Here is a 25,698-nt window from a genome sequence, read left to right on the forward strand (position 1 = left end):
CCGGATGGATCTGAGAAACGGGATCGAAGGACGGCGGCGGTCCCCCGGCGCGTGCCGGAGCCCGCCGCCGCACCAGTCTTACTTCTTCTTGGCGCCGCCGACCTGCTCGTCCCAGATGCGGAAGGCGATCACCATCTTGTCGGGGTTGAGCGGGGTTTCCATCGGGTTGTCGGCGATCAGCTTCTCGTATTCGGGGCGGCCGAACTCGGCGATGGCCTTCTGGCTGGAGGCAGGCGCCATCGAGAGCGGCACGTCCTTCACCGCCGGACCCGGATAGAAATAGCCTTCGTCATAGGTGTAGGCCTGCTGCGCCGGGGTCAGCATGTGGCGGATCAGGTCGAGCAGCACGTTGAGCTTCTCGTCGGAAACGCCCTTGGGGATCATCATGTACTGGGCGTCGGTGACCCAGTGGAACCCCTTCAGGGCCTGGATCTTGGCTTCCTTCGGCACGATGCCGAGCACGCGCGGGTTGATGTCCCAGCCAGTGGTCGAGATGATGATGTCGCGCGAGCCGTCGCCGAGCTCCTTCATCGTCTGGCCGGTGCCGGCGGGGTAATACTCGATGTTCTCGCCGAGCTCCTTTAGATAGGCCCAGGTCTTGTCCCAGCCCTTCTCGGGATCCTTCGGGTCCTTGTCGCCAAGGAGGTAGGGCAGGCCCATGATCCAGGTGCGGCCGGGGCCGGAATTGGCCGGGCGGCCGTAGAAAAAGCGATTCTTGTTCTGCTTGGTCCAGGCCAGCAGTTCCTCGGCGGTGGTGGGCACCTGCTTGACGCGCTCGGGCATGTATTCGAGCAGCGGCCCGGAGGGGTAATAGACCATCGCCATGCCCTGGCCCTGGCCGAGATTGTGCATGGCCAGCGCCGGCTTGAGGAAGACATCCTCGGGCTTCGGCAACTCGGATGCGTGGCTCGGCAGCAGCTCGACCCAGAGCTTCTGCTCGATGCCCGCCGAAAGCACGTCGAGGCCGCCGATGACGAGATCGATATCGACGCGGCCAGCGTTCTGCTGGGCCTTGATCTTCGCCGGCAGCTCTGGCGCCGGGGCCTTGGTGAAGACCATCCGCGAGACGGCCTTGGGATTCGCCTTCGGATAGTTCTCCAGCGGCGTCTGGACGAGGGCGAGCGCCCCGCCGACGTCGATGACGCTGATGGTGAGCGGAGCCGCCGGCAGCTTGAGCTGCTGCGCGAACACGCCCGGCGCATGCGCTGCGACACCGAGTCCGGCGACGCCGCCGATGAAATGACGCCGATTGATGCTGTCGTGAGCCATGATTTCTCCTCCCGATGCGGATGCCCGCTTATGAACTTTATTATGCTGCGCCGATCCGGCCGCCGCGATCCCGTTCCTGCCCCTTGATCCAGGAACTTACCAAGTCGACGAACCTGCCAAGTTGACGCAGCCCCCGGTTGATCAGTATCCTAGTATACTAGTCGTCGAGAGCTTGGCAATGGCCCACCCTGCAACCCGTCATAGCACGGACCAGATCTACAGCGTGCTGCGCACCGACGTGATCAGCGGCGCGCTGAAACCGCGTGAAGCGATGTCGGAGGCGCGGATGGCTTTGCGCTTCGGCGTCAGCCGCACACCCGTGCGCGAGGCGTTCAAGCGGTTGGTCGACGAAGGCTTCCTCGTCGCCGTGCCGCAGGTCGGCACCTTCGTCGCGCCGATCGACCTCGCCGCCGTCCATGACAGCCAGTTCGTGCGCGAGACGCTGGAGTGTCGCACCGTCGTGCTGGCCGCGCAGCGCATCGGCGACGCCGATTGCCGCCGGCTCGCGGCGCAGGTCGAGGAGCAGGCGGAGGCCGTGCAGCGGGGGGACCGGACCGAGATCTTCCGCCTTGACGAGGTGTTCCATGCCGAGATCTCGCGCATTGCCGGCCATCGTGCCGTCTGGAGCATGATCGAAGGCATGAAGGCCCAGATGGACCGGGTGCGCTGCCTCTCGCTGGAGACGCCGTCCTGGTCCGAGGTGATCCTGAACGAGCACAGGATCATTGCGGCCTGCGTCATGAAGCACGACGCGAAAGGCGCGGAGGCCGCGATGCGCGCGCATCTGCGCACCGTCTTCGCGACGATCGACACGATCGCGAAAGACCATGCGGACGCCTTCGACGATTCCCGCCTCGCCCACGAAGCCTCCTGACGTCCCGCGTCCCCGACCAGCGACATCTCTTGCAAGGATATCACACCATGGAACAATGCTGGCGCTGGTTCGGGCCGGACGATGTCGTGACTCTGGCGCAGGCCCGGCAGGCCGGCGCGACCGGCATCGTCAACGCGCTGCACCAGATCCCTTACGGGGTGGTCTGGAGCGTCGAGGAGATCGAGAAACGCCAGGCGATCGTGCGCGCCGACAAGAGCCTCGGCCTGGAATGGAAGGTGGTCGAGAGCCTGCCGATCCATGAGAGCGTCAAGATCGGCGAGGGCGACCTCGAAACCATCTTCGAGAACTACCGCCAGTCGATGCGCAACCTCGCCGCCTGCGGCCTCGAGGTGATCTGCTACAATTTCATGCCGGTGCTGGACTGGACCCGCACCGAACTCGCCCACAAGCTGCCGGGCGGCGGCACGGCTTTGCGCTTCAACCTGCATGAATATGTCGCGCTCGACCATTTCATGCTGAAGCGCAAGGGCGCCGACGAGGGCCATTCCGCCGCGGTGATGGACAAGGCCAAGGCCTGGTTCGAGGCGTCCTCGCAGGCCGATCGCGACCGGCTGCTCTCCAGCGTGATGGCCGGCCTGCCCGGCGCGTTCGACCGCTACGACCTGCCCGGCCTCGCCCGCATCCTCGATCGCTATGCCGGCATGACGCATGACAAGCTGCGCGCCAATCTGAAGCGCTTCCTGGAGGCGATCATCCCGACCGCCGAGGAGGTCGGCATCCGGATGTGCATCCACCCGGACGACCCGCCGCGCTCGCTGTTCGGCCTGCCGCGGATCTGCTCGACGGAGGAGGACATCGCCTACATCCTCGGCTCGGTGGAATCCCCCGCGAACGGGCTGACGCTGTGCTCGGGCTCGCTCGGCGCCAATCCCAGGAACGACGTGCCCAAGATCGCGCGGCGCTTCGCCGACAAGATCTGGTTCGCGCATCTGCGCAACGTCGCCAAGGACCCGGACGGCTCGTTCATGGAGGCCGAGCATCTCGGCGGGGACACCGACATGGTCGCGCTGGTCGATGCGCTGATGGCCGAGGAGCAGCGCCGGAAGGCTGCCGGCCTCAGCGCCTGGCAGATTCCGATGCGGCCGGACCACGGCCACGAACTGCTCGACGATGTCGGCAAGGGCAGTTTCCCGGGCTATCCCGCCGTCGGGCGTCTGCGCGGGCTGGCCGAGCTGCGCGGCGTCATGGCCGCCCTTGCACAGGTCAAGGGCTACGCGGCCTGAGACGCGAAAGGCGGGCCAAAAGGCCCGCCTTTGCTAAACTATCGAAGCGCGCGCGGCCTCAGTGATCGTGGGAATGGCCCTTGTGGCCATGGGCGGCGCCATGGCCGTGGCCATGATCGTGGTGGCCGTGCCCGTGATGATCGTGGTCATGGCCGCAGCCGCAACCCTCGCCATGGGCATGCTGGTGCTCGTGACCATGCTCGTGCTCGTGCTTGTGCCCATGCGCATGATCGTGGCCGTGATGGTCGTGATGATGCCCATGGCCGTGGTCATGGCCATGATGGTGGTCGTGGTGGTCGTGCCCGCAGCCGCAATCATCGCCATGGGCGTGGTGATGGACTTCCGCCTCCGGTTGGAACGGACGCTCGACCACCGTCATGGAGCAGCCCTGCCCACGCACCAATTCGCCGAGCGCCGCATCGTTCGGGATGTAAAGGGCATCGGCCGCCATCTCGGCCGGGACGTGATGGCCGCCGAGATGCCAGGCGAGACGCACCAGCCGCAGCGGGTTCTCGGCGCGGATTTCCAGCAGGCTTTCCGGCGCGGCCTTGATCTGGACCAGCGTGCCGTCTTCCAGCTTCAGGGCGTCGCCATCGTTCAGCGTCGCCGCCTTGTCGAGCGAGATCGCGAATTCCAACCCGCCCGTCGCGCGGACACTGACGCCATTGATCGTGCGGTCGCGGTGACCAAGGGCCAGCGTATCGACGACGCGCTCGGCCTTGACGGCGGCCTTGCGAAGGACGGAGGTGGCGCGGAGCATCGTTGGCGATCCCATGGCTTGAGGCCAGGGCGCCACGCGCCCGAGCCCGGATCGCAGCTTAGTAGCACAAACCGGCGGCCGTGCTACCAAGCTCGGATGTCACAGGGGCCTCAGCGCGGCAGCGCCTTGACCTCGGTGTCGAACTTCTTAAGCAGGCGCGAACGCTCGGCCGGCGAGCCCCATCGCGGGGTGTCGTAGTCAATCAGCTTCATCTCCGAGAATTTCGGCGCGTCCGGCGAGAGCAGCGAGTTCTTGTTCGACGGGATCGAGTTGATCTTCAGCTTCGCGTTGATGTTCTGGGCATCGGGCGAGAGCGTGAAATCGACGAATTTGCGCGCCGCCTCGGGGTTCTTGCCGCCCTTGATGACCGAGACCGAGCCGGTCTCGTAGCCAGTGCCCTCGCAGGGAGCGACCGTCTCGATCGGCGCGCCCTGCAGCTTCTGCGTCAGCATGTCGTGGATGAAGGCGATGCCGACCGCCGTCTCGCCAAGCGCTGCCGCCTTGACCGGGGCGATGCCGGACTTGGTGTACTGGCTGATGTTCTTGTGCAGGCTCTTGAGGAACTCGAAGCCTTTCTCCTCGCCGAGGCGCTGCACCGTCGTCGCCAGGAAGACATAGGCCGTACCGGACGAGCTGGGATCGGCGATCTGGACCTCGTCGCGCAGCTTGGGATCGAGCAGGTCGGCCCAGCATTTCGGCGCGGCGATGCCCTTCTTCTTGAGGACCTCGGTGTTGTAGCCGACGCCGAGCGCGCCGAGATAAATGCCGTTGGTGCGGAACTTGGACTGCTCGGCATGGCGCTGCGCCCAGTCATGCAGCTCCGGCAGCTTCGGCGACTTGTACTCGTCGAGCAGGCCTTCGTCGGCCGCCTGGAGATGCGGCTCGCCCGGCCCGCCCCACCAGACGTCGCCGCGCGGGTTGCTCGCCTCGGCCTTGACCTGCGCATAGACCTCGCCGGTGCTCTTGCGGACCATCGCGACCTTGATGCCGGTCGCCTTCTCGAACATCGCCGCGCCCTCGCGGCATTGCTCCTCGAGGATCGAGCAATAGACCGTGACCTGACCCTGGGCGAAGGCCGGGGCCGTGAAAGCCAAGCCGGCCAAGAGCGCGCCAAGAGGCGCAAAACGCGAAGCAACCATGGTGATCCTCCCGATCGGATTCGTTTGCCGACGAAATGACCGGCGGGAGGATGGGGAGTCAAGCGAGGGGCGACTAAGCCTCGCCTTCCGGCTTGTCGGCCGCGGCGATGACGACCGTCTCGGCCGGCTTCGCACGCTTCTTCTTGGCCACCGGCTTCTTGCGTCGCTTCGCCCGCGCCTTCGGCAGCTGCGTTTCCTGCAGCATCTCGAGCTGGACCTGCTGGATCTCGGCGAGGCGCTGCCATTGCCGAGTGACGAGATGGTCCATCTTCTCGTGCAGATGCCGGATTTCGAGCTCGGCCTTGAGATTGACCTGATAATCGTTGAGCGAGCGCAACCGATCCTTCGATTCCTGCCGTTTCTGGCTCATCATGATGATCGGCGCCTGCACCGCCGCGATGCAGGACAGCACAAGATTGAGCAGGATGAAGGGATAGGGATCGAAGGCCTTGGCGTCCCCCATCAGGCCGTTGATCGCCATCCAGACGACGAGCACGAACCCGAAGCTGATCAGGAAGGCCCAGGAGCCGCCGAAGCTCGCGAGATTGTCGGAGAAGCGCTCGCCCAGCGTGCGGTGCTCCTCGAAATCATCCTCGGTATTCTCGGCGATGGTCTCCTGCCGGGCGATGCTTTCGGCGACCTCGCGATCGAGATCGGAATATTCGCCGTGCTCCTCGCGCAGGATTTCCTCGACATAGCGGGTCCGGTAGCGCGCGAGTTCCTTCAGGCTGATCAGCGCGTGATCGGGCATGTCGGGGAAATCGGCGCGGATATGGTCGGCGAGCGCCGGGCGCAGCGTGCCGACCTCGACGAGGTTCCGGCGCGCCATCTCCTGGCCGCTGATGGCGCAAATTCCGCGCTTCTTACTGGCCGCGCCGGCGAGGCTCGCCGGATCGGCCAGGGTCGCGAGTGCGCCCGACGACGCCTCCGCGACCCGATCGTCATCCTGTTCCTGTGTCATTCCCTGCCCGTCATCGCGTCTTGAGCCTTGCGCAGATTGCACCTGATCCCCGCGCCGATACCAGCACCCGAAAAAGCCGCGCCGATGGCAGCCACGACCCAAAACAGCTCGCCCGGCGAGGCGGCTGCCTCTCCGGGCTCATGATCGTCGCGGGGCTGGAAGAGCCCTCTTCAGGCGGGGCCTCAGCCCTTCGGCTTGTCGTCCTTGCCGGTCTCGTCAGAATCCTCGTCATCCTCTTCGGATTCGTCGGCTTCCTCTTCCTCCTCACCCTCGTCTTCGTCTTCATCCTCTTCCTCGCCTTCTTCGTCGAGGTCGAGATATTCGTAGCCGAAGACGATCTCGCCGGTTTCCGGATCGAAGGCGCTGGCCGAGGAATCCTCGAAGGCCTCGATCAGCAATTCGGCATCCTCGGCCCCGTCGACATCGAAGCGGCGCACGGCCTCCTCGCCATCGGCCCGGAGAACGAGCTCAATCGACCAACCCTTCCCCGTGGTGTCGTAGATGCATTTCAGACCCTGGATCGCCAGCATGATGCTCTCTCCTGAGCTCGACCGATGCGCGGCAGCGCGCGCCGGGTCAGATGCCCGACGCGCGTGACGGCTGCGCGACGCTGGAGGAAAGAGGGAAGAGAGCGGCGAAACAGTTAGGCGCCCGCCTACGCGAGGAAGCGCTCGACCTCGTCGCGGCGCGGGGCGCCGCTGCGGCCGCCGAAGCGGGTGCATTTGATCGCGGCCGCCGCGGAGGCGAAGCGGATCGCCGCCGGCTCGGCTTGCCCTTCAGCGAGCGCCAGCGCGAAGGCACCGTGCCAGACATCACCGGCACCGAGCGTATCCACCGTCTCGACAACGAAAGCCGGACTGTGCCGGACCTCGTCGCCCTCGACGAAGAGCACGCCTTCCTTGCCGAGCGTGACCGCAAGCCAGGTCGGGACGCCGGCCGCGACCTTCGAGAGGCCGGCACGCGGATCGTCCTCGCCCGAAATCTCGCGCAGGGCCTGCTGGCTGAAGGCGACATGGCTCGCCGTGCCCACCAGATCGGGATGCGGCGGCCTGCGATCGCCGTCGAGCACGCCGGGCACACCGGCAGCGCGCGCGAGCTTGAGGGCGGCAAGCGCCCCCTCCCCCCAGCGGGTATCGGCAAGCACGGCGCCTGCTCCCGCCGGCAAGCGCGAAGGTAGCCAAGCGACATCCTCCGGCATGGCCGGATCGGAATAGGAGATCACCATGCGCTCGCCTTCGGCATCGACCAGAATGGCAGAGACGGGCGAGCGCAGGCCGGCGACGCGGCGCGCGAAGGCCGCATCGACGCCTTCCGCTGCGAGATCGGCGACGATCTGGTCGCCGGTCAGGTCATCGGCGAGGCGCGTCGCCAGCCAGCAGGCGCCACCGAGCCGCGCGATCGCGACCGAGGCATTGCCGGCGCAGCCGCCACCGACCACGGCGAGCCCGCGCGAGCGGTATTTCTCGCCGCGGGTCGGCATGGTCTCGACGCTGTAGACATAGTCCAGCGTCGCGATGCCAAGGCAGAAGACGCCGGCCAAGGCCTTACCAGTTCCCGGTATTCGGCATGCTCGCCCACGGCTCGGCCGGCGGCTTCGGATCGCCCTTCTGCAACAGCTCGATCGAGATGTTGTCGGGCGAGCGGATGAAGGCCATGTTGCCGTCGCGCGGCGGGCGATTGATGGTGACGCCGGCCTTCATCAGCTTGTCGCAGAGCGCGTAGATGTCGTCGACCTCATAGGCGAGATGGCCGAAATTGCGGCCGCCGGTATAGGTTTCCGGGTCCCAGTTATAGGTCAGCTCCAGCGTCGGGCTGCCGCGCGAGGCACCGGCCTTCGCTCCCGACAGGTCGTCGGAGGCTGCGAGAAAGACCAGCGTGAAGCGGCCCTTCTCGTTCTCGATGCGGCGGGTTTCGACCAGCCCGAACTTGTTGACGTAGAAATCCAGCGCCTGATCCAGATCGGTCACGCGCACCATGGTGTGGAGATATCGCATCGGTCGTCCTCGTTGTGTGGCGGCAGGGTTGATCCGTTTCCTAAATCAGGCAAGAGCATCGGCACTTCAGACCAACTCGCCAAGCCATCCGAACAGGACGCGCCATGACGACAACGCAAGACGGGCCGGAAACGGCACCGGCCGTGCGCGCCACGCCCGCACAGATCGCGCAGATCAAGCAGCGCGCTGCGATCCTCTCAGTGATGGCGACGATCCTGCTGACGGCAGCGAAGATCGTCGGCGCCATCATCTCCGGCTCGCTCGCCCTGCTCACCGACGCGCTGCAGGGGCTGGTCGATGTCGGCTCGACGCTGTTCACCTGGTTCGCCGTCCGCGCCTCCGACAAGCCGGCCGATGACGAGCACCATTACGGCCACGGCAAGGTCGAGGCGCTGGCCGCGCTGGTCGAGACCGCGATCCTGTTCACGCTCGCCGGCGCGATTCTGTGGGAGGCCGGCAACCGGCTCTGGACCAACGTCATCGCGCATGTCGAGGTGACGCCGCTCGTCATCGGCGTGCTCGTGCTCTCCATGATCGTCGACGCAATTCGCTGGCGCTCGCTGACCAAGGTCGCCAAGGAGACCGGCAGCGAGGCGCTTGCCGCCGAAGCCACGCATTTCTCGGCTGATTTCGTCGGCTCGACGCTGGTGCTCGTCGGCCTCATCGGCGTCTGGTACGGCATCGAGCGGGCCGACACCGCAGCCGCCTTCGCGATCGCGGCCTATACCGCCTTTTCGGCCTATCGCCTCGCCCGGCGCGTCCTCGATACATTGATGGACACAGCTCCCGAGGGCATGAGTGAAAAGCTGCGCGAGATCGCGCGTGGTGTGCCGGGCGTGGTCGGCGTCAACTGGCTCCGGGTGCGTCCGACCGGCGGGCGCGTCCATGGCGAGATCGGCATCAGCGTCTCGCGCACCCTGCCGCTCGACCGGGTGGTGGCGATCAAGGCCCAGCTCGGCGAGGCGCTGGTGAAGGTCGAGCCCGATGCCGAGATCACGATCACGGCCGATCCCGTGCAGGTCGACGACGAGACGGCGCTGGAGCGCGTGCTGCTGATCGCGCTCAAGCTCAAGATCCCGGTGCACCATGTCACCGTCCACTCGATCGGCGACAAGCTTTCCGTCAGCCTCGACATGGAGGTCGACCAGAGCCTGCCGCTCGGCGAAGCCCATGAGATCGCCACCCGGCTGGAAAGCGCGATCCGGGCCGAATTCGGCGGCGAGACCGAGGTCGAGACCCATATCGAGCCGATGGAGACGGGCCAGCCCGCCGGCCATAACGCCGCCTGGGAAACGGTCGAGGATATCGGCAAGGCGCTCGCCGGCGAGGCCGCGAAGCTCTCCGGGCCGATCCACGACATCCACAGCGTGCGCGTGCGCCAGACCGCCAAGGGGCTGGTCGTCAACTACCATTGCCGCGTCGACCCGGGGCTTAACGTCGCCGCCGTGCATGATGCGGTCGATGCGATCGAGCGCGCGGTTCGGATCGCCCGCCCGCAGGTCTGCCGGCTGGTGAGCCATGCGGAACCGGCGGTTCCGGCCGGGGCAAACTGACCCGTCGCGCCGGACGAGGCTTCCGGCCCCGTCCGGCAAAGGCTACACACGCACCCTGACTCTCGCCATCAGGGTTCCCATGCGTACCGAAGATGCCCCGCTGATCCGCCTTGAGGATTACCGCCCCAGCGACTGGCTGATCGACACCGTCGATCTCGATGTCAGCTTGCACCCGCAGAAGACGCGGGTACGCGCGCTGCTGGCGCTGCGGCCCAATCCGGAGGGCCAGCCCGGCGCGCCGCTCAAGCTCGATGGCGACGAGCTCGTGCTGAAGTCGCTCGCCATCGACGGCAAGCCGCTCGACGCCTCCGTCTACACGGTGACGCCGCAAGCGCTGACAATCCCCGCCCCGCCGGCACATGATTTCACGCTGACGATCGAGACCGAGCTCGACCCCTCCGCCAATACCAAGCTGATGGGGCTCTACCGCTCCTCGAAGGTCTATTGCACGCAGTGCGAGGCGGATGGCTTCCGCCGCATCACCTATTTCCTCGATCGACCGGACGTGATGAGCGTCTATACCGTCCGGCTCGAAGCGGCGAAGGCGGAAGCGCCGGTGTTGCTCTCCAACGGCAATCTCGTCGCGGCGGCGGAGCTGCCCGGCGGCGACCGGCACTTCGCCGTCTGGCACGACCCGCACCCCAAGCCCGCCTATCTCTTCGCGCTGGTCGGCGGGGCGCTCGACCATGTCCGGCAGGATTACGTCACCGCCGACGGCCACAAGGTCGAGCTCGCCGTCTATGTCGAACCGGGCAAGGCCGATCGTGCCGGCTGGGCGCTGGATTCGCTGGTGCGATGCATGCGCTGGGACGAGCAGGTCTTCGGCCGCAACTACGATCTCGACATGTTCAACGTCGTCGCCGTCTCCGATTTCAACATGGGAGCGATGGAGAACAAGGGCCTCAACATCTTCAACGACAAATACGTCCTGGCCGATCCGCAGACTGCGACCGACGGCGACTACGCCTCGATCGAGGCGATCATCGCCCATGAGTATTTCCACAACTGGACCGGCAACCGCATCACTTGCCGCGACTGGTTCCAGCTCTGCCTGAAGGAAGGGCTCACCGTCTTCCGCGACCAGGAATTCTCCGCCGACGAGCGCTCGCGCCCGGTGAAGCGCATCGCCGATGTCCGCACCCTGCGCTCGACGCAGTTCTCGGAGGATGCCGGCCCCCTCGCCCATCCGGTCAGGCCGCGCGCCTACAAGGAAATCAACAACTTCTACACGCCGACGGTCTATGAGAAGGGCGCGGAGGTGATCCGCATGCTCAAGGTCCTGATCGGTGACGACGCCTTCAAGCGCGGCATGGACCTCTATTTCGAGCGCTGCGACGGCACGGCCGCGACGATCGAGGAATTCCTCGGCTGCTTCGCCGAAGCCTCGGGCCAGAACCTCGATCATTTCGCCCGCTGGTACGAGCAGGCGGGCACGCCGACCATCGTCGCCTCCGGCCGCTACGATGCCGCGGCGAAGCGCTACACGCTCGACCTGGCGCAGAGCACGCCGCCGACACCCGGCCAGACCGAGAAGCAGCCTGTCGTGCTGCCGATCAAGCTCGGCCTCGTCGGCGCGAAGGGCGACCTGCCGCTGAAGACGGCCTCGAACGCCTATGCCGGCGACGGGCTCGTGGTGCTCGACCAGCCGTCCCTGTCGGTCACCTTCGAGGATGTCGCGGAAGCGCCGATCCCCTCGCTGATGCGTGGCTTCTCGGCGCCTGCGCGGCTCGACCTCGATTTGTCGGATGCGGACCTGCTCCGGCTGTTCTCGGCCGACAGCGATTCCTTCAATCGCTGGCAATCGCTCCAGAGCGTCGCGACGCGCGTGCTCGTGGCTGCCGGCAAGCCCGGTGCCGATGCGGACGTGCTGGCAGCGACCGCCGGCAAGCTCGGCGAAGCACTGCGCAGCTTCCTCAAGGCGGATGGGCTGTCCGACCCGGCCTTCGCGGCGCAGGTGCTGCGCCTGCCCGCGCCGGCCGATATCGCTCGTGAGATCGGTGGGGATGTCGACCCCGATGCGATCTTCGCCGCCCATCGCAAACTGTCGACCGCGATCGGCACCGCCCTGCTCGGCGAATTGCCGGGCCTGCGAGGCGCGCTCGCAGCCAGCGGCGCCTATCGCCCCGATGCGGCCTCGGCGGGACGGCGGGCGCTGCGCAACGAATTGCTCGGGCTCGCCGCACTGGCCGCTCCGACCGAGGCTGCCGATCTCTGTGAGCAGCAATTCGCCGATGGCGACAACCTGACCGATCGCCTCGCCGCGCTCGCAGCGATGACGCTTATCTCCGGCGAGCGCCGGGAGTCGCTGATCGCGCGTTTCGCCGAGGCCTATGCCAACGAGCCGCTGGTGCTCGACAAATGGCTGATGGCGCAGGCGCTGATCGCCGAGCCCGGCACGCTGGAACGCGTCAAGACGCTGATGCAGCACCCGGCCTTCTCGCTCGGCAATCCCAATCGCGTGCGGGCGCTGATCGGCGGCTTCGCGGCGAACCTGACCCAGTTCAACCGGGCGGATGGCGCAGGCTATGATTTCGTCGCCGATATCGTCGTCGCGCTCGACAAGACCAATCCGCAGGTCGCCTCGCGACTGCTCGGCTCGTTCAAGAGCTGGCGCATGCTGGAGCCCGGCCGAAAGCGCCTGGCGCGGGAGGCGCTGAGCACCGTCGCGGCCCTGCCGAACCTGTCGCGGGACGTCGCCGACATCGCCGAAAGAGCGCTCGCCTGAGCGCTCTCCGGGAATCGTTAACGCCGACCTGTCCAAAAGATTAACGTTTCATTACCCGCGCAGGATTCATCGGCATAAGCACTGCAACCTAAAGGAGAATTCGACACTCCTGACTCAACTCAGGGCTAGACAAACCGTGGCGCCCGGATTCAACTGACGGTGATTCGCGGGGATGCGGCACGTCTCCCGATCTTACTGACGGTAAAGTTCCGAAGGGGGACCGGGCATGTCGCGTGCAAACGCGGGCTGCGCACCTGTGCGCGCCGATACGATTCTGGGTGTGGCGCGCTCGCTGACGCACCCTCTGTATCATCGCTTCGAAAGCTTCGAACCTGCCTTTCGCACCGCAATCCCTGCGTTTGTGGGACTTTTCCTCATCATTCTCGGTGCCGGCGCGCTGATCCAGACCTCGGCCATGCGCGACGACGCCCTCATCGACGCGGCCGGCGACATGGACCTGGTGTCGGCTCTGGTCGCCCGGGAGCTCGACGCCGCCACGCTGGCGGGCAAGGAGCCCACCGCCGTCCTCGCAGCACTCACCGCCCGCCACCTCGCGGCCCATGGCCGCTTCGTCCATGTCAGCGGCGCCGATGGCCGCGTGATCGCCAGCGAACCGGTGATCGGCCAGACGCAGCGCACGCTCGTCGACTTCCTCGGCCAGACCCAGCCTCTCACCGTATTCGGCGACCGCGCCGGCGTGATGCGCATTACCCTGCCGAACGGCGCCGACGCCTTCGCCAGCGTGCGCAACCTCGCCGCCCCCCTCGGGCAGGTCGCGGTGCTGCAGCCGGTCTCGCGGGCGCTCTCGACCTGGCAGATCCGCCGCTCGGGCCTGATCATCCTGTTCGGCTCCGCCGGCCTTATCCTCGGCGTCACCACGCTCGCCTTCATGCTCCAGTCGAAGCGGGCGAGCGCCGCCGACCAGGATTGCGACTGCGTCCGCGAACGCATCGATACCGCGCTCAACCGCGGCCATTGCGGCCTGTGGGACTGGGACCTCGCGCGGGGCCGGATCTACTGGTCGGATTCGATGTACGCCCTGCTCGGCTATGACCGCACCGGCGAATACATGTCCTTCGGCGAGGTCTCGAGCTTCATCAACCAGGACGATGTCGACCTCTATGCGCTCGCCGACGCGATCAGCCGCGGCGAGGCCGACCATCTCGACCGCGAGTTCCGCGTCCGCTCCGCCACCGGCGAATGGATCTGGCTCAAGGCCCGCGCCGAGCTCGTCATCGACCGCCGCACCCGCGCGCGCCATCTCGTCGGCATCGTCGTCGACATCTCCGAGCAGCGCCGCATGGCCGAGCGCACCGCCACCTCCGATGCCCGCCTGCGCGACGCCGTCGAGGCGATCTCGGAAGCCTTCGTGCTGTGGGATGCCGACAACCGCCTCGTGCTCTGCAACGCCAAGTACCAGCAGCTCCACCAGCTCCCGGCCGACGCCCTGCAATCCGGCGCCTCCTACGACGAGATCATGGAGCTCTCGGCCCAGCCGCAGATCGACCGCGAGCCGATGCGGGTGCAACGCGGCATGGCCGGGGCCTCCTACGAGGCCCGCCTCTCGGATGGCCGCTGGCTGCAGATCAACGGCCGCCGCACCAAGGATGGCGGCTCGGTCTCGGTCGGCACCGACATCACCAAGCTGAAGCAGCAGGAAGAGCGGCTGACCCAGTCCGAGCACCAGCTCCTGATGCATGTCACCGACCTCAAGGCCTCGCGCCAGAAGCTCGAAGCCCAGGCCCAGCAGCTCGCCGATCTCGCGGAGCGCTATCTCGAGCAGAAGGCTTCCGCCGAAAGCGCCAACCGCGCCAAGTCCGAATTCCTCGCCAATATGAGCCACGAGCTGCGCACGCCGCTCAACGCCATCATCGGTTTCTCCGAGATCATGGAGAACGGCCTGTTCGGCCCGCTCGGCGAGAAGTACACCGACTATGTCCGCGATATCCGCTCCAGTGGCGGCTATCTCCTGAGCATCATCGACGACATCCTCGACATGTCCCGCATCGAATCCGGCCGGCTGCGGCTGGAGAAGAGCGAGATCGCTCTCGGCCCGGTGCTCGACCAGGCGCTGCGGAAGGTCCAGCCGGAGGTCGAACGCAAGCAGCTCGTGCTGGCCATCGAAGGCCCGCTCGACACCCATCTCGAAGCCGACCCGCACGCGCTCTACCAGATCCTCGGCAACCTGCTCGACAACGCCGCCAAGTTCACGCCGGAAGGCGGGCGGATCGCGGTCCGCACCCGCCATGTCCCCGGCGCGCTCAACATCTTCATCGAGGATACCGGCATCGGCATCCCCAAGGAGAAGATCGACCGCGTCGGCCGCCCGTTCGAGCAGGTCGAGGGCGATCTGGTGCGCAGCTACAAGGGTTCGGGCCTGGGCCTCGCCATCGCCCGCTCGCTCGTCGAGCTGCATGGCGGCTCGCTCCGCTTACGCTCGGCGATCGGCGCCGGCACCATCGTCATGATCCACCTGCCGCTCGACGGCGGCGCCGACCGCATCACCGCGCAGGCGGCTTGAGCGTCAGCCAGCCTTCGCCTTCGACAGCACGCGGGTGAAGATCGCCCTCACCGCGCCGCGAACCTCGTCGAGCTCCGCTTTCATCACCTTCGCATCGGGCCGGCCGACGGCCGTCGCGATTCTCCTGAGCACCCGGGGCGGCACGGCCTTGGGATCGAAGGCCTCTTCGACGGTGAAACGCTGCCAGAGCTGGACGTCGCCGATCAGGCGATGCGCTTCGAGCAGAACAGAGGCATCTCCGTCCGAGAGCAGGCCAGCCGCCTTGGCCGCTGCGAAGACCGAGGCCGTGTCGTTGACAATCAGGCCGGGGTGTTCGCTGGCATAGGCCAGCAGCAGGAACTGGGCGAGGAAGTCGAGATCGGTGATACCGCCGGCCGCGAGCTTCAGGTCCCAGGGATCCTTCTCGCCCTTCTCCCTGGCAATCAGTGCGCGCATCTCGGCGACCGCCGCCGCGACCTTGGCCGGCTCGCGCTTGCGCGACAGGATCGCGCGGATCGAAGCTTCCACACGCTTCGCCAATCCGGCATCACCGGCGACGACGCGGGCGCGGGTCAGCGCCATCTCCTCCCAGATCTCGGCCTCGCCCTGATGATAGGCCTCGAAGCCGGCGAACTGGGTCGCAGCCGGGCTCTTGTTGCCGGTCGGGCGCAGGCGCATGTCGACCTGATAGAGCGTGCCGCGTCGCGTCGGCACCGTCAGCGCCGCGACGAGGCGCTGGGTGAAGCGGACATGCCAGGTGACGGGATCGAGGCTTCTGGCGCCGTCGCTCGCGCCGGCATCCTCCGGCCGGTCGTAGAGCAGGATCAGATCGAGATCGGATGAAGGCGTGAGTTCGCCTGCACCGAGCCGGCCAAGGCCGAGCACGACCGTCTCCGCCCCTTCGATGGCGCCATGATCTTCCGTGAAGGATCGGCGGGTGTCGGCAAAAGCGACGCGCAGGCAGGCCTCGGCGACAGCGCAATAGGCCTGCCCCGCCCCTTGCGCCGGGTAGACGCCGGAGAGGAGGCGCGCGCCGACCAGGAAATTCTCCTGCCGGGCCGCGTCGCGCAGACGGTCGAGCCCGTCCTCGACGCTGGGCGGTGGCGAGCCGACATGATTGCGGATGCGCCGCTCCAGCGCCTCGACATCGAGCACCGCCTGCCCAAAGGCCGGGTCGATGACGCCGTCGAGCACATGCGGGTGCAAGGCCGCGACCTTGGCGAGGCGCGGCGCACTACCGAGGATCTCGGCGAAGAGCGTCAGCAGGGAATCATGCGAGCGCAGCAGCGTCAGTAATTCGACCGCCGCCGGCATGCGGACGAAGGCGTTGTCGAGATGCGCGAGCGCGCCGTCTGGGTCGGCGGTGCGGCCGAGCGCGACGAGCAGCGCCGGGGTCAGCTCCGTCAGTACCTCGCGGGCGCGGGCGCTGGTCACGGCGGCGCGGCGGCCGAAATGCCAGCCGCGCACCGTCTCAGCCGCGGTCGCGCCATCGCGGAAGCCGAGCTTGCCCAGCGTCTCGATCGTCTCGGGATCGGCTTCCGAGCCGGTGAAGCTCAGCGTCCCCGCCTCGGAGGCAAGACTCGGCCCTTCCTCGAAGAGCAGGGCGTAATGCCCTTCGACGCACTTCGCATGCGCGGTCAGCGCCTTGCCGAAGGCGGCCGTCGAGGGATAGCCGCAGAAGCGGGCGAAGGCTTCGAGATCGCCCGCCGCCTTGGGCAGGGTCTGCGTCTGCTCGTCGGCCTGCATCTGCAGGCGGTGCTCGATGGTGCGCAGCCAGCGATAGGATTCGGAGAGTTCGTCGCGGGCCTGCGGCGTGATCCAGCCTTCGGTGGTCAGTTCGCCGAGCATCTCCAGCGTGCGCGGGCCGCGCAGGGCCGGGCGGCGGCCGCCGAAGACGAGCTGCTGCGTCTGGACGAAGAACTCGATCTCGCGGATGCCGCCGCGCCCGAGCTTCACGTTATGACCGGCGACCGCGATGGTCTCGTGGCCCTTCACCGTCTGGATCTGGCGCTTCATCGCATGGATGTCGGCGATGGTCGCGAAGTCGAAATATTTGCGCCAGATGAAGGGCGCGAGATCCCCAAGGAAGCGCCGGCCGAGCTCGATATCGCCCGCGATCGGCCGCGCCTTGATCATGGCGGCGCGTTCCCAGTTCTGGCCGACCGTCTCGTAATAGGAATAGGCCGAGGGCAGCGAGACTGCGACATGGGTCGAGGCCGGATCGGGCCGCAGGCGCAGGTCGACGCGGAAGACATAGCCGTCCGGCGTGCGCTCCTGGATGATGCGCGCGATCTGCTGGGTCAGCTTGACGAAGAAGCTGGTGGGTTCGCCGACGCCGGCGGCCTCCGCTGCCTCGGGATCGAAGAAGACGACGATGTCGATATCGGAGGAATAGTTCAGCTCGCCGGCGCCGTGCTTGCCCAGCGCCAGCACGACGAGGCCGGAGCCGGGGCCGGGATCGGCCGGGTCGGCAAGGTTGATCCGGCCAAGATCGGCGGCCTGCCGCAGGACATGGTCGGTGGCGAGGCGCGCCGCCATGTCGGCGGTTTCGGTCAACGCGCCCGTCACGGTCTCGACATCCCAGGCACCGCCGATATCGGCGAGCGCGATCAGGAGTGCCATGGCGCGGCGGAAGCGGCGCAATTCGCGCATCAGGTCCGCAGTTTCACAGCCCGCCTCGGCGAAGGCCGCGATCCCGGCCAGCAGCGCGTCGCGACGGACTTCCGGCGCTTCCGTCAGGCTGGCGAGCAGCCCGGCCGGGTCGAAGCGCATGATCTGCGTCAGGAAGGGCGAATGGGCGAGGATGCCGGCGACCAATGCCGCGCTGCGCGGATGCTCGGCCAGATGCGCCTTGAGCGCCTCGGCCGCTTCCTCGTCATGGAGGCGCTCGATCAGCTCTCGCTTCAGCAGCGCATCGGCCTTGGCCTTCGCTGGCAGGACCGGCGCAGCCTCGAGCCTGTCACAGAGCCGTTCCGCCATCGTTCATCGTCCTGCCTCAGTGGATCGGCACGCCAGCAGGGTTTGGCGCCGCTGTCGAGGCGGCAGGCTCGGCGAGGGCCGGCGTGTCCACAGGCTTGGGGCTGCCGACGGGCAGGAGGATGACGACGCGCAGGCCCGGCGCATTATCCTCCAGCGTGAGGCTACCGCCATGCAGGCGCACCACGCCGGCCACCAACGACAGGCCGAGCCCGAAGCCCGGCTTGCTGCGGCTGGTATCGAGCCGGACGAAGCGGTCGAAGACGCGGCCGCGATCGGCCTCCGGAATCCCTGAGCCATGGTCGGCGACGGAGAGCTCGACCTGATCGCCAATCGCCCGGGCAGAGACCGCCACGGTGCCGTCGCCGCCCTGCTCCGGCGCGCCGTATTTCAGGGCGTTGTCGATCAGGTTGTTCAGGGCCTGCCCGATCAGTTCGCGATTGCCGCGGACCTTCAGGCCAGGGGCGACGTCGCTGGCGAGCGACAGGCCGGCTTCCTCGGCCAGCGGCTCGTAGAGCTCGGCGAGGCCGGAGACGATCTCGGAAATGTCGAGCTCGCTCATGTTGTCGCTGACGCGACCGGCCTCCAGCCGCGCGATCATCAGGAGCGCGTTGAAAACACGGATGAGGTTGTCCGCCTCCTCGATCGAGCCGTCGAGCGCCGCCCGCAATTCATCCGGCGATTTCGCAGTCCGCAGCGCCTCCTCCGCCCGGTTGCGCAACCGGGTCAGCGGCGTCTTGAGGTCATGGGCGATATTGTCGGTGACCTGCTGCATGCTGGCCATCAATTCACCGATGCGGTCGAGCATGGCGTTGAGGTTGAGCGCGAGCCGGTCGAGCTCGTCGCCGGTGCCGGTGATGGCGAGCCGGCCTTTCAGGTCGCCCTCCATGATGCCATGCGCGGTTTCGCTCATGCCGTCGATGCGCTTCAGCACACGCCGGGCCACGAACCAGCTGGCGAAGCAGCCGAGGATAAGGACCAGCGCCAGCGACCAGCCGGCGGCGCGCCGGATGACGATGCCGAGCCGATCGCGCTCCTCGAGGTCGCGGCCGACGAGCAGGCGGAACCCGGCCGGCAGCAAGAACACGCGCACCAACGCGCGGCTCGGTGTGTCGACCGTCTCGCTGGAGCGGGCATATTCGATCTCGCTCTCGCCGGTGCGATCGAGCGTGCCGGGCGGGATCGCTTCGACATTGCCGGCGATGCGCTCTCCCACCGGCGTGGTGACAAGGTAGAGCGAGGCGCCCGGCGCGCGCGAACGGCGCTCGACGATGTTGACGATACGGCGGATACCGCCCTGGCGCTGCTGCTCGGCCAGGCCCTGGATCTCGGCATCGATGGTCGAGCGGATCTGGTCGTCGAGCAGGCGCTTGGCGTTCCAGGCGACATAGCCGAGGACGAAGGCGGCAAAGAGCGCGAAGATGACGAGATAGGCCGCCGTCAGCTTGAAGGCGGTCGTGCGGAACAGCGTGGGCAGGAAGCGCTGGCGCTTGTGCGAGGAGGCGTCAGCGGGCGCTGTCACGGACCATGTATCCCGCGCCGCGGATGGTGTGGATCATCGGCAGCTCGAAACCCTTGTCGACCTTGGCGCGCAGGCGGCTGACATGCACGTCGATGACATTGGTCTGGGGATCGAAATGATAATCCCAGACGTTTTCCAGCAGCATGGTGCGTGTCACGACCTGCCCGGCATGCTTCATCAGATATTCGAGCAGGCGGAACTCGCGCGGCTGCAGGACGATCTCCTGGCCCTCGCGCGTGACGCGATGGGCAAGCCGGTCGAGCACCAGCTCGCCGACGCGATAGGTCGTAGGCTCGGCGGCTGGAGCACCGCGGCGTCGCGCCAGCACCTCGACGCGGGCGAGCAGCTCGGAGAATGCATAGGGCTTGGGCAGGTAGTCGTCGCCGCCGGCCCGCAGGCCCTTCACCCGGTCGTCGACCTGGGCAAGTGCGGAGAGGATCAGGGCGGGCGTATCGTCCTTCTGCTCGCGCAGGGAGCGGATCAGCGAGAGCCCGTCGAGGCGCGGCAGCATGCGGTCGATGACCAGCACGTCGTAGCCGCCGCCCTCGGCCATGGCATAGCCTTCCAGCCCGTCCGCGGCATGGTCGGCGACATGGCCGACTTCGCGGAAAGCCTTGGTCAGATAGGCCGCAGCCTCGGCATCATCTTCGACGATCAGGAGTCGCATAGACCAACCCTATCTCAAGAAACGCGAAAACGGCAGGCCGGAGGATACGCATCCGGCCTGCCGCCGCGACGGCGAAGTCCCTGGGCTGGGGCGACAGGGAACCGAGGGACCCGCCAGCTCCGATCAGGCCGCCGGCTGGCGGCCGACCTCGAAGGTCACGTCACGCGACTTGCCTTCGCGGAAGAGAGTGATCGTGGTCTTGGTACCCGGCGCGAAGGTCGCGATCTTGCGCGAAAGCTCGCGAGCGTCCTTGATCGCCTCGCCATTGACGGCGGTGATGGTGTCGCCGCGACGGATGCCGGCCTTGGCGGCGGGGCCGTTGCCCTGTGCCTCAGCGACGAGCGCACCCTTGGCATCCTTCAGGCCGATCGCATCGGCCATTTCGCTGGTCACCGGCTGGATCTGCACGCCGATGAAGCCGCGCGCCACCGTGCCGTCCTTCTTCAAGGAGTCCACGACCTGACGGACGGTCGAGGCGGGGATGGCGAAGGCAATGCCGACATTGCCACCCGAGGGCGAGTAGATCGCGGTGTTGACGCCGACGACCTCGCCGTTCTGGTTGAAGGTCGGGCCACCCGAATTGCCGCGGTTGATCGGCGCGTCGATCTGGATGAAGTCGTCATAGGGACCGGAGCCGATATCCCGACCCTGCGCCGAGACGATGCCGGCCGTGACCGTGCCGCCGAGGCCGAAGGGGTTGCCGATCGCCAGCACCCAGTCGCCGATGCGCGCCTTGGCATCGGAGAGCTGGACATACGGATAGTTGCCGGCGTCCTTGACCTTGAGCAGGGCGAGGTCGGTGCGCGGATCGGTGCCGACGACCTTGGCATCAAGCGTCTTGCCGGAATCGGTGACGAGCTGGACCTCGACAGCGTTCTCGACGACGTGGTTGTTGGTCACGACATAGCCGTCCTGGCTGACGAAGAAGCCCGAACCCTGGGCCATGCCGACCTGCGGCTTCGGCCTGCCCTGGCGGGCCCCCTCCTGATCACGGAAGAAACGGCGCAGCTGCGGGGGAATGTCTTCGAGGCTCTGATCGTCGCCGGCGGCGGCGGTCTGCGTCTTGACGCGGACGGAGACGACGGCGGGCTTCACCTTGTCGACGAGGTCGGCAAAGGAGGGCAGCGCCGTCTGCGCGCCCGAGAGCTGGATCGGCTGGGCGATGGCATTGTGGTTCTGCATCAGGGCGCTGTCGGCGATGCCGGCGGCGAGGCCGATGCCGAGGATGGCGGTGCCGGCAAGAAGAGCGCCGCGCTTCAGGATGGACTTGCGATTTTCAGTGTGTGTCGTCATGGCGGGAACCTCGTGGAGCGACAGGGTGCTTTCCCCTGCTCGTGACGAGGACCATGAGACCCGCCGCCTTACGTGGCTTTGGCCTGAAGATGACGATTTCGTAAGGTTGGCCCGGCTGGCCGCGCCTTACCCCTGCTCGTCCCGCAGCAGCTTGTCGACGCGATTGCGCTCCTCGTCCGTCAGGGGCGCTGGCGTGACGTTTTCCTCGCCGGCGCGCTGCCGGCCTCGACGCCAGACGAAAGCGGCTCCGGCCAGGAAAATCAGGAAAGGCGCGCCCCAGAGCAGCAGCGTATGCGCGTTGAGCGGCGGGCGCAGCAGGACGAAATCGCCGTAGCGGGCGACGACGAAATCGACGACGGCCTTGTCGTCGTCTCCAGCGACGAGACGCTCCCTGACGAGGATGCGCAGGTCGCGGGCCAGAGGCGCGTCGGAATCGTCGATCGACTGGTTCTGGCAGACGAGGCAGCGCAATCCGCCGGAGATGTTGCGCGCACGCTGCTCAAGAGCGGCGTTGGGCAGGATCTCGTCGGGCTGCACGGCCTGAGCCACCGGCGCGACCAGCAGCATCAGACCGAGGATGAGAGCGATCCGCCGCATCGGCCTATTCCGCCGGCTGCACGGCGGCCGCGGGCGCGGCGCGCTTCGGTGCCGCCAGCCGGAAGCGCCGGTCGGTCAGCGACAGGCCGCCGCCGAGCGCCATCACGAGCGAGCCGATCCAGATCAGCAGGATCAACGGCTTGTCGTAGAGGCGCACCGCGACGCCGCCATCCTGCGCCTCGCCGAGGCTGACATAGGCCTGGCTCAGACCATCCGTCCGGATACCCGCTTCGGTCGTCGGCATGGCGCGCGCCGTATAGATACGCTTGGAGGCCTCGATCGGCGCCAGCTCGCGATCACCGGAGAAAACCTGGAAGCGGGCGATTTCGGCGCGGAAATTCGGCCCCGTGCGAGGCGACATGCCTTCGAGCATGATGGTGTAGCGGCCGCTGGTCAGGCGCTCGCCCGGCTTCAGAACCGTGATCGCCTCGCTGCTCCAGGCCTGGGCGGCGATGCCGATGATGCTCAAGCCGACGCCCGCATGAGCCAGCGCCGTGCCCCAGGCCGAGCGCGGCAGCCCGCGCGCCCGCGACAGCATCGCCCGCCAGCCGCTGGCGCGGGTGACGATGCGCTCGGCGAGGTCGAAGCCGGCACCGAGCACAAGGAAGACGCCCAAGCCCACGCCGAGCGGCGCCAGCACCGGCCCGCCACGGGTGAAGGACAGCAGTGCCAGAGCCGCCAGCACCGCGACGCCGAAGGCAAAGGCATTGCGCTGGGCCGCGCCGAGCAGGTCGCCGCGCTTCCAGGCGAGCGACTGGCCGATCGGCAGCAGCAGCAGCAGCGGCACCATCACCGGCACGAAGGTCGCGTTGTAGAAGGGCGGGCCGACCGAGATCTTGTCGCCGGTGACCATCTCCAGCAGCAGCGGATAAAGCGTCCCGACGAAGACGGTGGCGCAGGCCGTCGCCAGGAAGACGTTGTTGACGACCAGCGCGCTTTCCCGGGAGACCGGGGCGAACAATCCGCCCTGCCGCAGCAGAGGCGCCCGCCAGGCGAACAGCGCGAGCGAGCCGCCGACGAAGAAGATCAGGATGAAGAGGATGAACAGGCCGCGCGCCGGATCGGTCGCGAAGGAATGCACCGAGGTCAGCACGCCCGAGCGGACGATGAAGGTGCCGAGCAGCGAGAGCGAGAAGGTCAGGATCGCGAGCAGGATCGTCCAGACCTTCAGCGCGTCGCGCTTCTCCATCACCACGGTCGAGTGGATCAGGGCCGTTCCGGCAAGCCAGGGCATGAAGGAAGCGTTCTCGACCGGGTCCCAGAACCACCAGCCGCCCCAGCCGAGCTCGTAATAGGCCCAGTAGGAGCCCATCGCGATGCCGAGCGTCAGGAAGGTCCAGGCCAGCAGCGTCCAGGGCCGGACGGCGCGCGCCCACATCGCGTCGATGCGCCCGTCGATCAGGGCGGCGACCGCGAAGGCATAGGTGATCGAGAAGCCGACATAGCCGATATAGAGCAGCGGCGGATGGATCGCGAGGCCGAGATCCTGCAGGATCGGGTTGAGGTCCTGCCCCTCGGCCGGCACCGGGACCAGCCGCTGGAACGGGTTCGAGGTCAGCAGGGTGAAGGCGATGAAGGCGACGGCGACGAGCCCCTGCGCCGCAAGCGCGCCGGCCCGCAGGCGCGGTGGCAGCGAGCGGCGCGACAATGCGACCAACGCCCCGAACAGCGTCAGGATCAGCACCCAGAGCAGCATCGAGCCTTCGTGGTTGCCCCAGACGGAGGTGAATTTATAGATCAGCGGCTGCGCCGAATGGGAGTTGGCGACGACATTGCCGACCGAGAAATCGGAGCGGACATAGGACGTCACCAGGGCGGCGAAGGACAGAGCGACCAGCGCGAACGAGACCAGCGCCGCGCTGCTGCCGACCGAGGCCAGCGTCCGATCCTGCCGGAACACGCCCCAGAACGGCACCACCGCCTGGATCACGGAAACGCCGAGCGCGAGCGCCAGCGCGTAATGGCCGATCTCGACAATCATGAACGGCTCACGGTTTCGCCGGCGCGGCAGCGGGTGAGCCGGAGCCCCCAGCTTGCCAATGCCCCTGCTTCTTCAGCGCGTCGGCGACCTCGCGCGGCATATAGGTCTCGTCATGCTTCGCCAGCACTGAATCCGCCTTGAAGCGTCCGGCGCCCTCGAAAACGCCTTCGGTGACGACGCCCTGCCCTTCGCGGAAAAGATCGGGCAGCAGGCCATCATAGCCGACCTTGATCGAGGTCTTGCCGTCGGTGACGCTGAAGCTGATGCGCTGGCCGCCATTGCGCTGGACCGAGCCGGCTTCGACCAGCCCGCCGAGACGCATGCGGGTTCCGGGCTGGACGCCCTTCTCGGCGATCTCGGTCGGCCCGTAAAAGAAGACGATGGTGTCGCGCATCGCGAAGAGGACGAGTCCGGCCGCCAGGAACAGGACGGCACCGGCCGCCGCGATCAGGGTCAATCTGCGCTGCTTGCGGGTGAGGCGGCGTTTTGCGGGGAGCGGCCGCGTCGGCTGAGCTAGGGTCATGGCGCGGCCTCCTTCAAGGCCAATTCATCGGCGAGAGCGTCGATGGCTGCAAGCGCCGCCTTGTCTTCAGCCAGACGCTCGCGTGCCGTCTTCACGGCCTGAAGCGCCGCAGGCTTGTCCCCGAGGACGGTGCGGGCGCGGATCAGGCGGCTCCATTCGGGCAAGCTGCCGCCCCCGGTGCTCAAGCGTTCGGCAAGCCCGTCGACCATCCCCTTGATCGCCTGCTGGCGCTCGGCTTCGGGAAGGGCGGCGACCGCCTTGCGGCCGGTATCGGCCTGCATCCGCTCCAGCCGGGCGCGAACGGCACCGGACCAGTCGGCATCGGCGGGCGCTTCGGCGAGGAGCTGGGCAAGCGCCGCCTGCGCGCCCTCGCCGTCGCCGTCCTGCTCCTTGGCGAGGGCGAGATAGTAGCGGGCTCGCGGGCTTTTCGGATCGAGCTTGACGGCCTCGGAAAGTGCTTCGCGCGCCGCGGCGGTCACGATGCCACCGGTTTCCATGATGCGAGCTTCGCCCAGGCCGGCGTAAAGCTCGGCATCGGGCTTTCCGGCGCGGACCGCGGCGGCGAAGGCTTTCGCGGCCTCGTCGTAGCGGCCCTGGCGGAGATAGATCGGCGCCAGCAGCCCCCAGCCCTTCGCATCGCCGGGATTGGCGGCGAGATGGGCCTCCATCCGCGCGAGCACGATGGCGAAATCCTGCTGCGGCCCGGCCTTCTCCAATCGCGCCGCCAACGGCTGGTCGGGCTGCCCGGGAGAGCCGTAGAGGCCGTAGATCAGCAGCGCCAGCAGCGGCACGACCGAGAGCATCAGCGCGGAGCTTGCCCGGCGACGGCGCAGCGACGGCTCGGTCTCGCCGGTAGGATCGGCTTCGTCGCCTGCGGCGCGCAGAAGGCGGCGGGCGGCTTCGGTACGGGCGGCCTGCGCTTCCTCTTCGCCGATCAGCTTGCGGGCGAGATCGCGGTCGATCTCCTTGAGCTGAGAGCGGTAGAGGCTGCGGGCATCGGCCGCGTCAGCGAAACCCTGCGCCCGGCCACGGCTGAGCGGCCAGAGCAAGGCGAAAACCGCTGCTCCCGTCATCGCTGCAAAGATGGCCCAAATCATCATGCGGCGTTCTTACTCAATCG

The 25,698-nt window shown here is 67.4% G+C and carries 19 protein-coding genes and 1 pseudogene; 5 read left to right on the forward strand and 15 right to left on the reverse strand.

Annotation, left to right across the window (positions count from 1 at the left end):
- Positions 1-78: 78 nt before the first annotated feature.
- Positions 79-1,269 carry an extracellular solute-binding protein gene (locus ASE61_RS02760; RefSeq protein WP_061964393.1) on the reverse strand — a complete coding sequence of 397 codons (1,191 nt, stop codon included), beginning with the start codon at positions 1,267-1,269 and terminating at the stop codon, positions 79-81.
- Between the two features lie 178 nt (positions 1,270-1,447).
- Between ASE61_RS02760 and ASE61_RS02765 the strand changes: the two genes are divergently transcribed.
- Both ASE61_RS02765 and uxuA read left to right on the forward strand, forming a co-directional pair.
- Positions 1,448-2,143 (forward strand): GntR family transcriptional regulator, encoded by a 696-nt coding sequence (locus ASE61_RS02765; protein ID WP_061964395.1) that lies wholly within the window; start codon positions 1,448-1,450, stop codon positions 2,141-2,143.
- Between the two features lie 47 nt (positions 2,144-2,190).
- Positions 2,191-3,387: a mannonate dehydratase gene (gene uxuA / locus ASE61_RS02770; RefSeq protein WP_061964397.1), complete on the forward strand. Its 1,197-nt coding sequence runs from the start codon at positions 2,191-2,193 to the stop codon at positions 3,385-3,387.
- Positions 3,388-3,445: 58 nt separating this feature from the next.
- Here uxuA and ASE61_RS02775 read toward each other — a convergent pair whose 3' ends face one another.
- From ASE61_RS02775 to ASE61_RS02800, 6 genes are all read right to left on the reverse strand, one after another.
- Complete coding sequence (locus tag ASE61_RS02775) at positions 3,446-4,147, reverse strand: urease accessory protein UreE (protein ID WP_061964399.1); 702 nt, start codon at positions 4,145-4,147, stop codon at positions 3,446-3,448.
- A gap of 110 nt (positions 4,148-4,257) precedes the next feature.
- Positions 4,258-5,286 (reverse strand): ABC transporter substrate-binding protein, encoded by a 1,029-nt coding sequence (locus tag ASE61_RS02780; RefSeq protein WP_061964401.1) that lies wholly within the window; start codon positions 5,284-5,286, stop codon positions 4,258-4,260.
- A 73-nt stretch (positions 5,287-5,359) separates the two neighbouring features.
- Entirely contained in the window at positions 5,360-6,247 is an 888-nt protein-coding gene (locus tag ASE61_RS02785) for a DUF1003 domain-containing protein (protein WP_082617042.1), read from the reverse strand.
- Positions 6,248-6,429: 182 nt separating this feature from the next.
- Positions 6,430-6,777 carry a hypothetical protein gene (locus ASE61_RS26270; protein WP_061964403.1) on the reverse strand — a complete coding sequence of 116 codons (348 nt, stop codon included), beginning with the start codon at positions 6,775-6,777 and terminating at the stop codon, positions 6,430-6,432.
- Between the two features lie 125 nt (positions 6,778-6,902).
- Positions 6,903-7,787: a PfkB family carbohydrate kinase gene (locus ASE61_RS02795; protein WP_082617043.1), complete on the reverse strand. Its 885-nt coding sequence runs from the start codon at positions 7,785-7,787 to the stop codon at positions 6,903-6,905.
- 4 nt (positions 7,788-7,791) lie between these two features.
- A complete protein-coding gene (locus tag ASE61_RS02800; RefSeq protein WP_061964405.1) occupies positions 7,792-8,241 on the reverse strand; it encodes a VOC family protein in 450 nt (149 codons plus the stop codon).
- Between the two features lie 104 nt (positions 8,242-8,345).
- Here ASE61_RS02800 and ASE61_RS02805 point away from each other — a divergent pair, with 104 nt between their 5' ends.
- From ASE61_RS02805 to ASE61_RS02815, 3 genes are all read left to right on the forward strand, one after another.
- A complete protein-coding gene (locus ASE61_RS02805) occupies positions 8,346-9,794 on the forward strand; it encodes a cation diffusion facilitator family transporter (protein ID WP_082617044.1) in 1,449 nt (482 codons plus the stop codon).
- Between the two features lie 79 nt (positions 9,795-9,873).
- Positions 9,874-12,519, forward strand: a complete 2,646-nt coding sequence (gene pepN, locus ASE61_RS02810; protein WP_061964409.1) for an aminopeptidase N — start codon at positions 9,874-9,876, stop codon at positions 12,517-12,519.
- A 361-nt stretch (positions 12,520-12,880) separates the two neighbouring features.
- Positions 12,881-15,040 carry a PAS domain-containing sensor histidine kinase gene (locus ASE61_RS02815; protein ID WP_244492695.1) on the forward strand — a complete coding sequence of 720 codons (2,160 nt, stop codon included), beginning with the start codon at positions 12,881-12,883 and terminating at the stop codon, positions 15,038-15,040.
- 3 nt (positions 15,041-15,043) lie between these two features.
- On the opposite strand, the gene ASE61_RS02820 is transcribed toward ASE61_RS02815, so the two are convergent.
- The 8 genes and pseudogenes from ASE61_RS02820 to ccmI all read right to left on the reverse strand — a co-directional run bounded on the left by ASE61_RS02820 (position 15,044) and on the right by ccmI (position 25,678).
- Positions 15,044-17,998 (reverse strand): bifunctional [glutamine synthetase] adenylyltransferase/[glutamine synthetase]-adenylyl-L-tyrosine phosphorylase, encoded by a 2,955-nt coding sequence (locus tag ASE61_RS02820; RefSeq protein WP_061964413.1) that lies wholly within the window; start codon positions 17,996-17,998, stop codon positions 15,044-15,046.
- Positions 17,999-18,014: 16 nt separating this feature from the next.
- On the reverse strand, positions 18,015-19,517 hold the full coding sequence (locus tag ASE61_RS02825) for a sensor histidine kinase (protein ID WP_082617045.1): 1,503 nt from the start codon (positions 19,515-19,517) through the stop codon (positions 18,015-18,017).
- Entirely contained in the window at positions 19,501-20,184 is a 684-nt protein-coding gene (locus ASE61_RS02830; protein ID WP_061964415.1) for a response regulator transcription factor, read from the reverse strand. The genes ASE61_RS02825 and ASE61_RS02830 overlap by 17 nt, the downstream gene beginning before the upstream one ends.
- A 132-nt stretch (positions 20,185-20,316) precedes the next feature.
- A pseudogene (locus ASE61_RS02835) lies at positions 20,317-21,477 on the reverse strand (trypsin-like peptidase domain-containing protein); the annotation flags it as partial.
- A 126-nt stretch (positions 21,478-21,603) separates the two neighbouring features.
- The gene (locus ASE61_RS02840) at positions 21,604-22,074 is read right to left on the reverse strand and encodes a cytochrome c-type biogenesis protein CcmH (RefSeq protein ID WP_061964417.1); all 471 of its coding nucleotides are present in this window, start codon (positions 22,072-22,074) and stop codon (positions 21,604-21,606) included.
- A gap of 4 nt (positions 22,075-22,078) precedes the next feature.
- Positions 22,079-24,055, reverse strand: coding sequence for a heme lyase CcmF/NrfE family subunit (locus tag ASE61_RS02845; protein ID WP_061964419.1), 1,977 nt, complete (start codon positions 24,053-24,055; stop codon positions 22,079-22,081).
- A gap of 7 nt (positions 24,056-24,062) precedes the next feature.
- Complete coding sequence (gene ccmE, locus ASE61_RS02850) at positions 24,063-24,578, reverse strand: cytochrome c maturation protein CcmE (RefSeq protein WP_061964421.1); 516 nt, start codon at positions 24,576-24,578, stop codon at positions 24,063-24,065.
- Positions 24,575-25,678, reverse strand: coding sequence for a c-type cytochrome biogenesis protein CcmI (ccmI, locus tag ASE61_RS02855; protein WP_061964423.1), 1,104 nt, complete (start codon positions 25,676-25,678; stop codon positions 24,575-24,577). Before ccmI ends, ccmE begins: the two co-directional genes overlap by 4 nt.
- Positions 25,679-25,698 lie beyond the last annotated feature (20 nt).

Origin of the sequence: Allobosea sp. Root670, assembly GCF_001429415.1 — a bacterium.
Lineage (GTDB): Bacteria > Pseudomonadota > Alphaproteobacteria > Rhizobiales > Beijerinckiaceae > Allobosea > Allobosea robiniae.

What these genes read in the sequence shown, in the direction of transcription:
- ASE61_RS02800 (WP_061964405.1), bottom strand. Translation starts at nt 8,241, where the DNA reads ATGCGATATCTCCACACCATGGTGCGCGTGACCGATCTGGATCAGGCG.
- ccmI (WP_061964423.1), bottom strand. Translation starts at nt 25,678, where the DNA reads ATGATGATTTGGGCCATCTTTGCAGCGATGACGGGAGCAGCGGTTTTC.
- uxuA (WP_061964397.1), top strand. Translation starts at nt 2,191, where the DNA reads ATGGAACAATGCTGGCGCTGGTTCGGGCCGGACGATGTCGTGACTCTG.
- ASE61_RS02785 (WP_082617042.1), bottom strand. Translation starts at nt 6,247, where the DNA reads ATGACACAGGAACAGGATGACGATCGGGTCGCGGAGGCGTCGTCGGGC.
- ASE61_RS02775 (WP_061964399.1), bottom strand. Translation starts at nt 4,147, where the DNA reads ATGCTCCGCGCCACCTCCGTCCTTCGCAAGGCCGCCGTCAAGGCCGAG.
- ccmE (WP_061964421.1), bottom strand. Translation starts at nt 24,578, where the DNA reads ATGACCCTAGCTCAGCCGACGCGGCCGCTCCCCGCAAAACGCCGCCTC.
- ASE61_RS02805 (WP_082617044.1), top strand. Translation starts at nt 8,346, where the DNA reads ATGACGACAACGCAAGACGGGCCGGAAACGGCACCGGCCGTGCGCGCC.
- ASE61_RS26270 (WP_061964403.1), bottom strand. Translation starts at nt 6,777, where the DNA reads ATGCTGGCGATCCAGGGTCTGAAATGCATCTACGACACCACGGGGAAG.
- ASE61_RS02840 (WP_061964417.1), bottom strand. Translation starts at nt 22,074, where the DNA reads ATGCGGCGGATCGCTCTCATCCTCGGTCTGATGCTGCTGGTCGCGCCG.
- ASE61_RS02820 (WP_061964413.1), bottom strand. Translation starts at nt 17,998, where the DNA reads ATGGCGGAACGGCTCTGTGACAGGCTCGAGGCTGCGCCGGTCCTGCCA.
- ASE61_RS02830 (WP_061964415.1), bottom strand. Translation starts at nt 20,184, where the DNA reads ATGCGACTCCTGATCGTCGAAGATGATGCCGAGGCTGCGGCCTATCTG.
- pepN (WP_061964409.1), top strand. Translation starts at nt 9,874, where the DNA reads ATGCGTACCGAAGATGCCCCGCTGATCCGCCTTGAGGATTACCGCCCC.
- ASE61_RS02780 (WP_061964401.1), bottom strand. Translation starts at nt 5,286, where the DNA reads ATGGTTGCTTCGCGTTTTGCGCCTCTTGGCGCGCTCTTGGCCGGCTTG.
- ASE61_RS02760 (WP_061964393.1), bottom strand. Translation starts at nt 1,269, where the DNA reads ATGGCTCACGACAGCATCAATCGGCGTCATTTCATCGGCGGCGTCGCC.
- ASE61_RS02765 (WP_061964395.1), top strand. Translation starts at nt 1,448, where the DNA reads ATGGCCCACCCTGCAACCCGTCATAGCACGGACCAGATCTACAGCGTG.
- ASE61_RS02845 (WP_061964419.1), bottom strand. Translation starts at nt 24,055, where the DNA reads ATGATTGTCGAGATCGGCCATTACGCGCTGGCGCTCGCGCTCGGCGTT.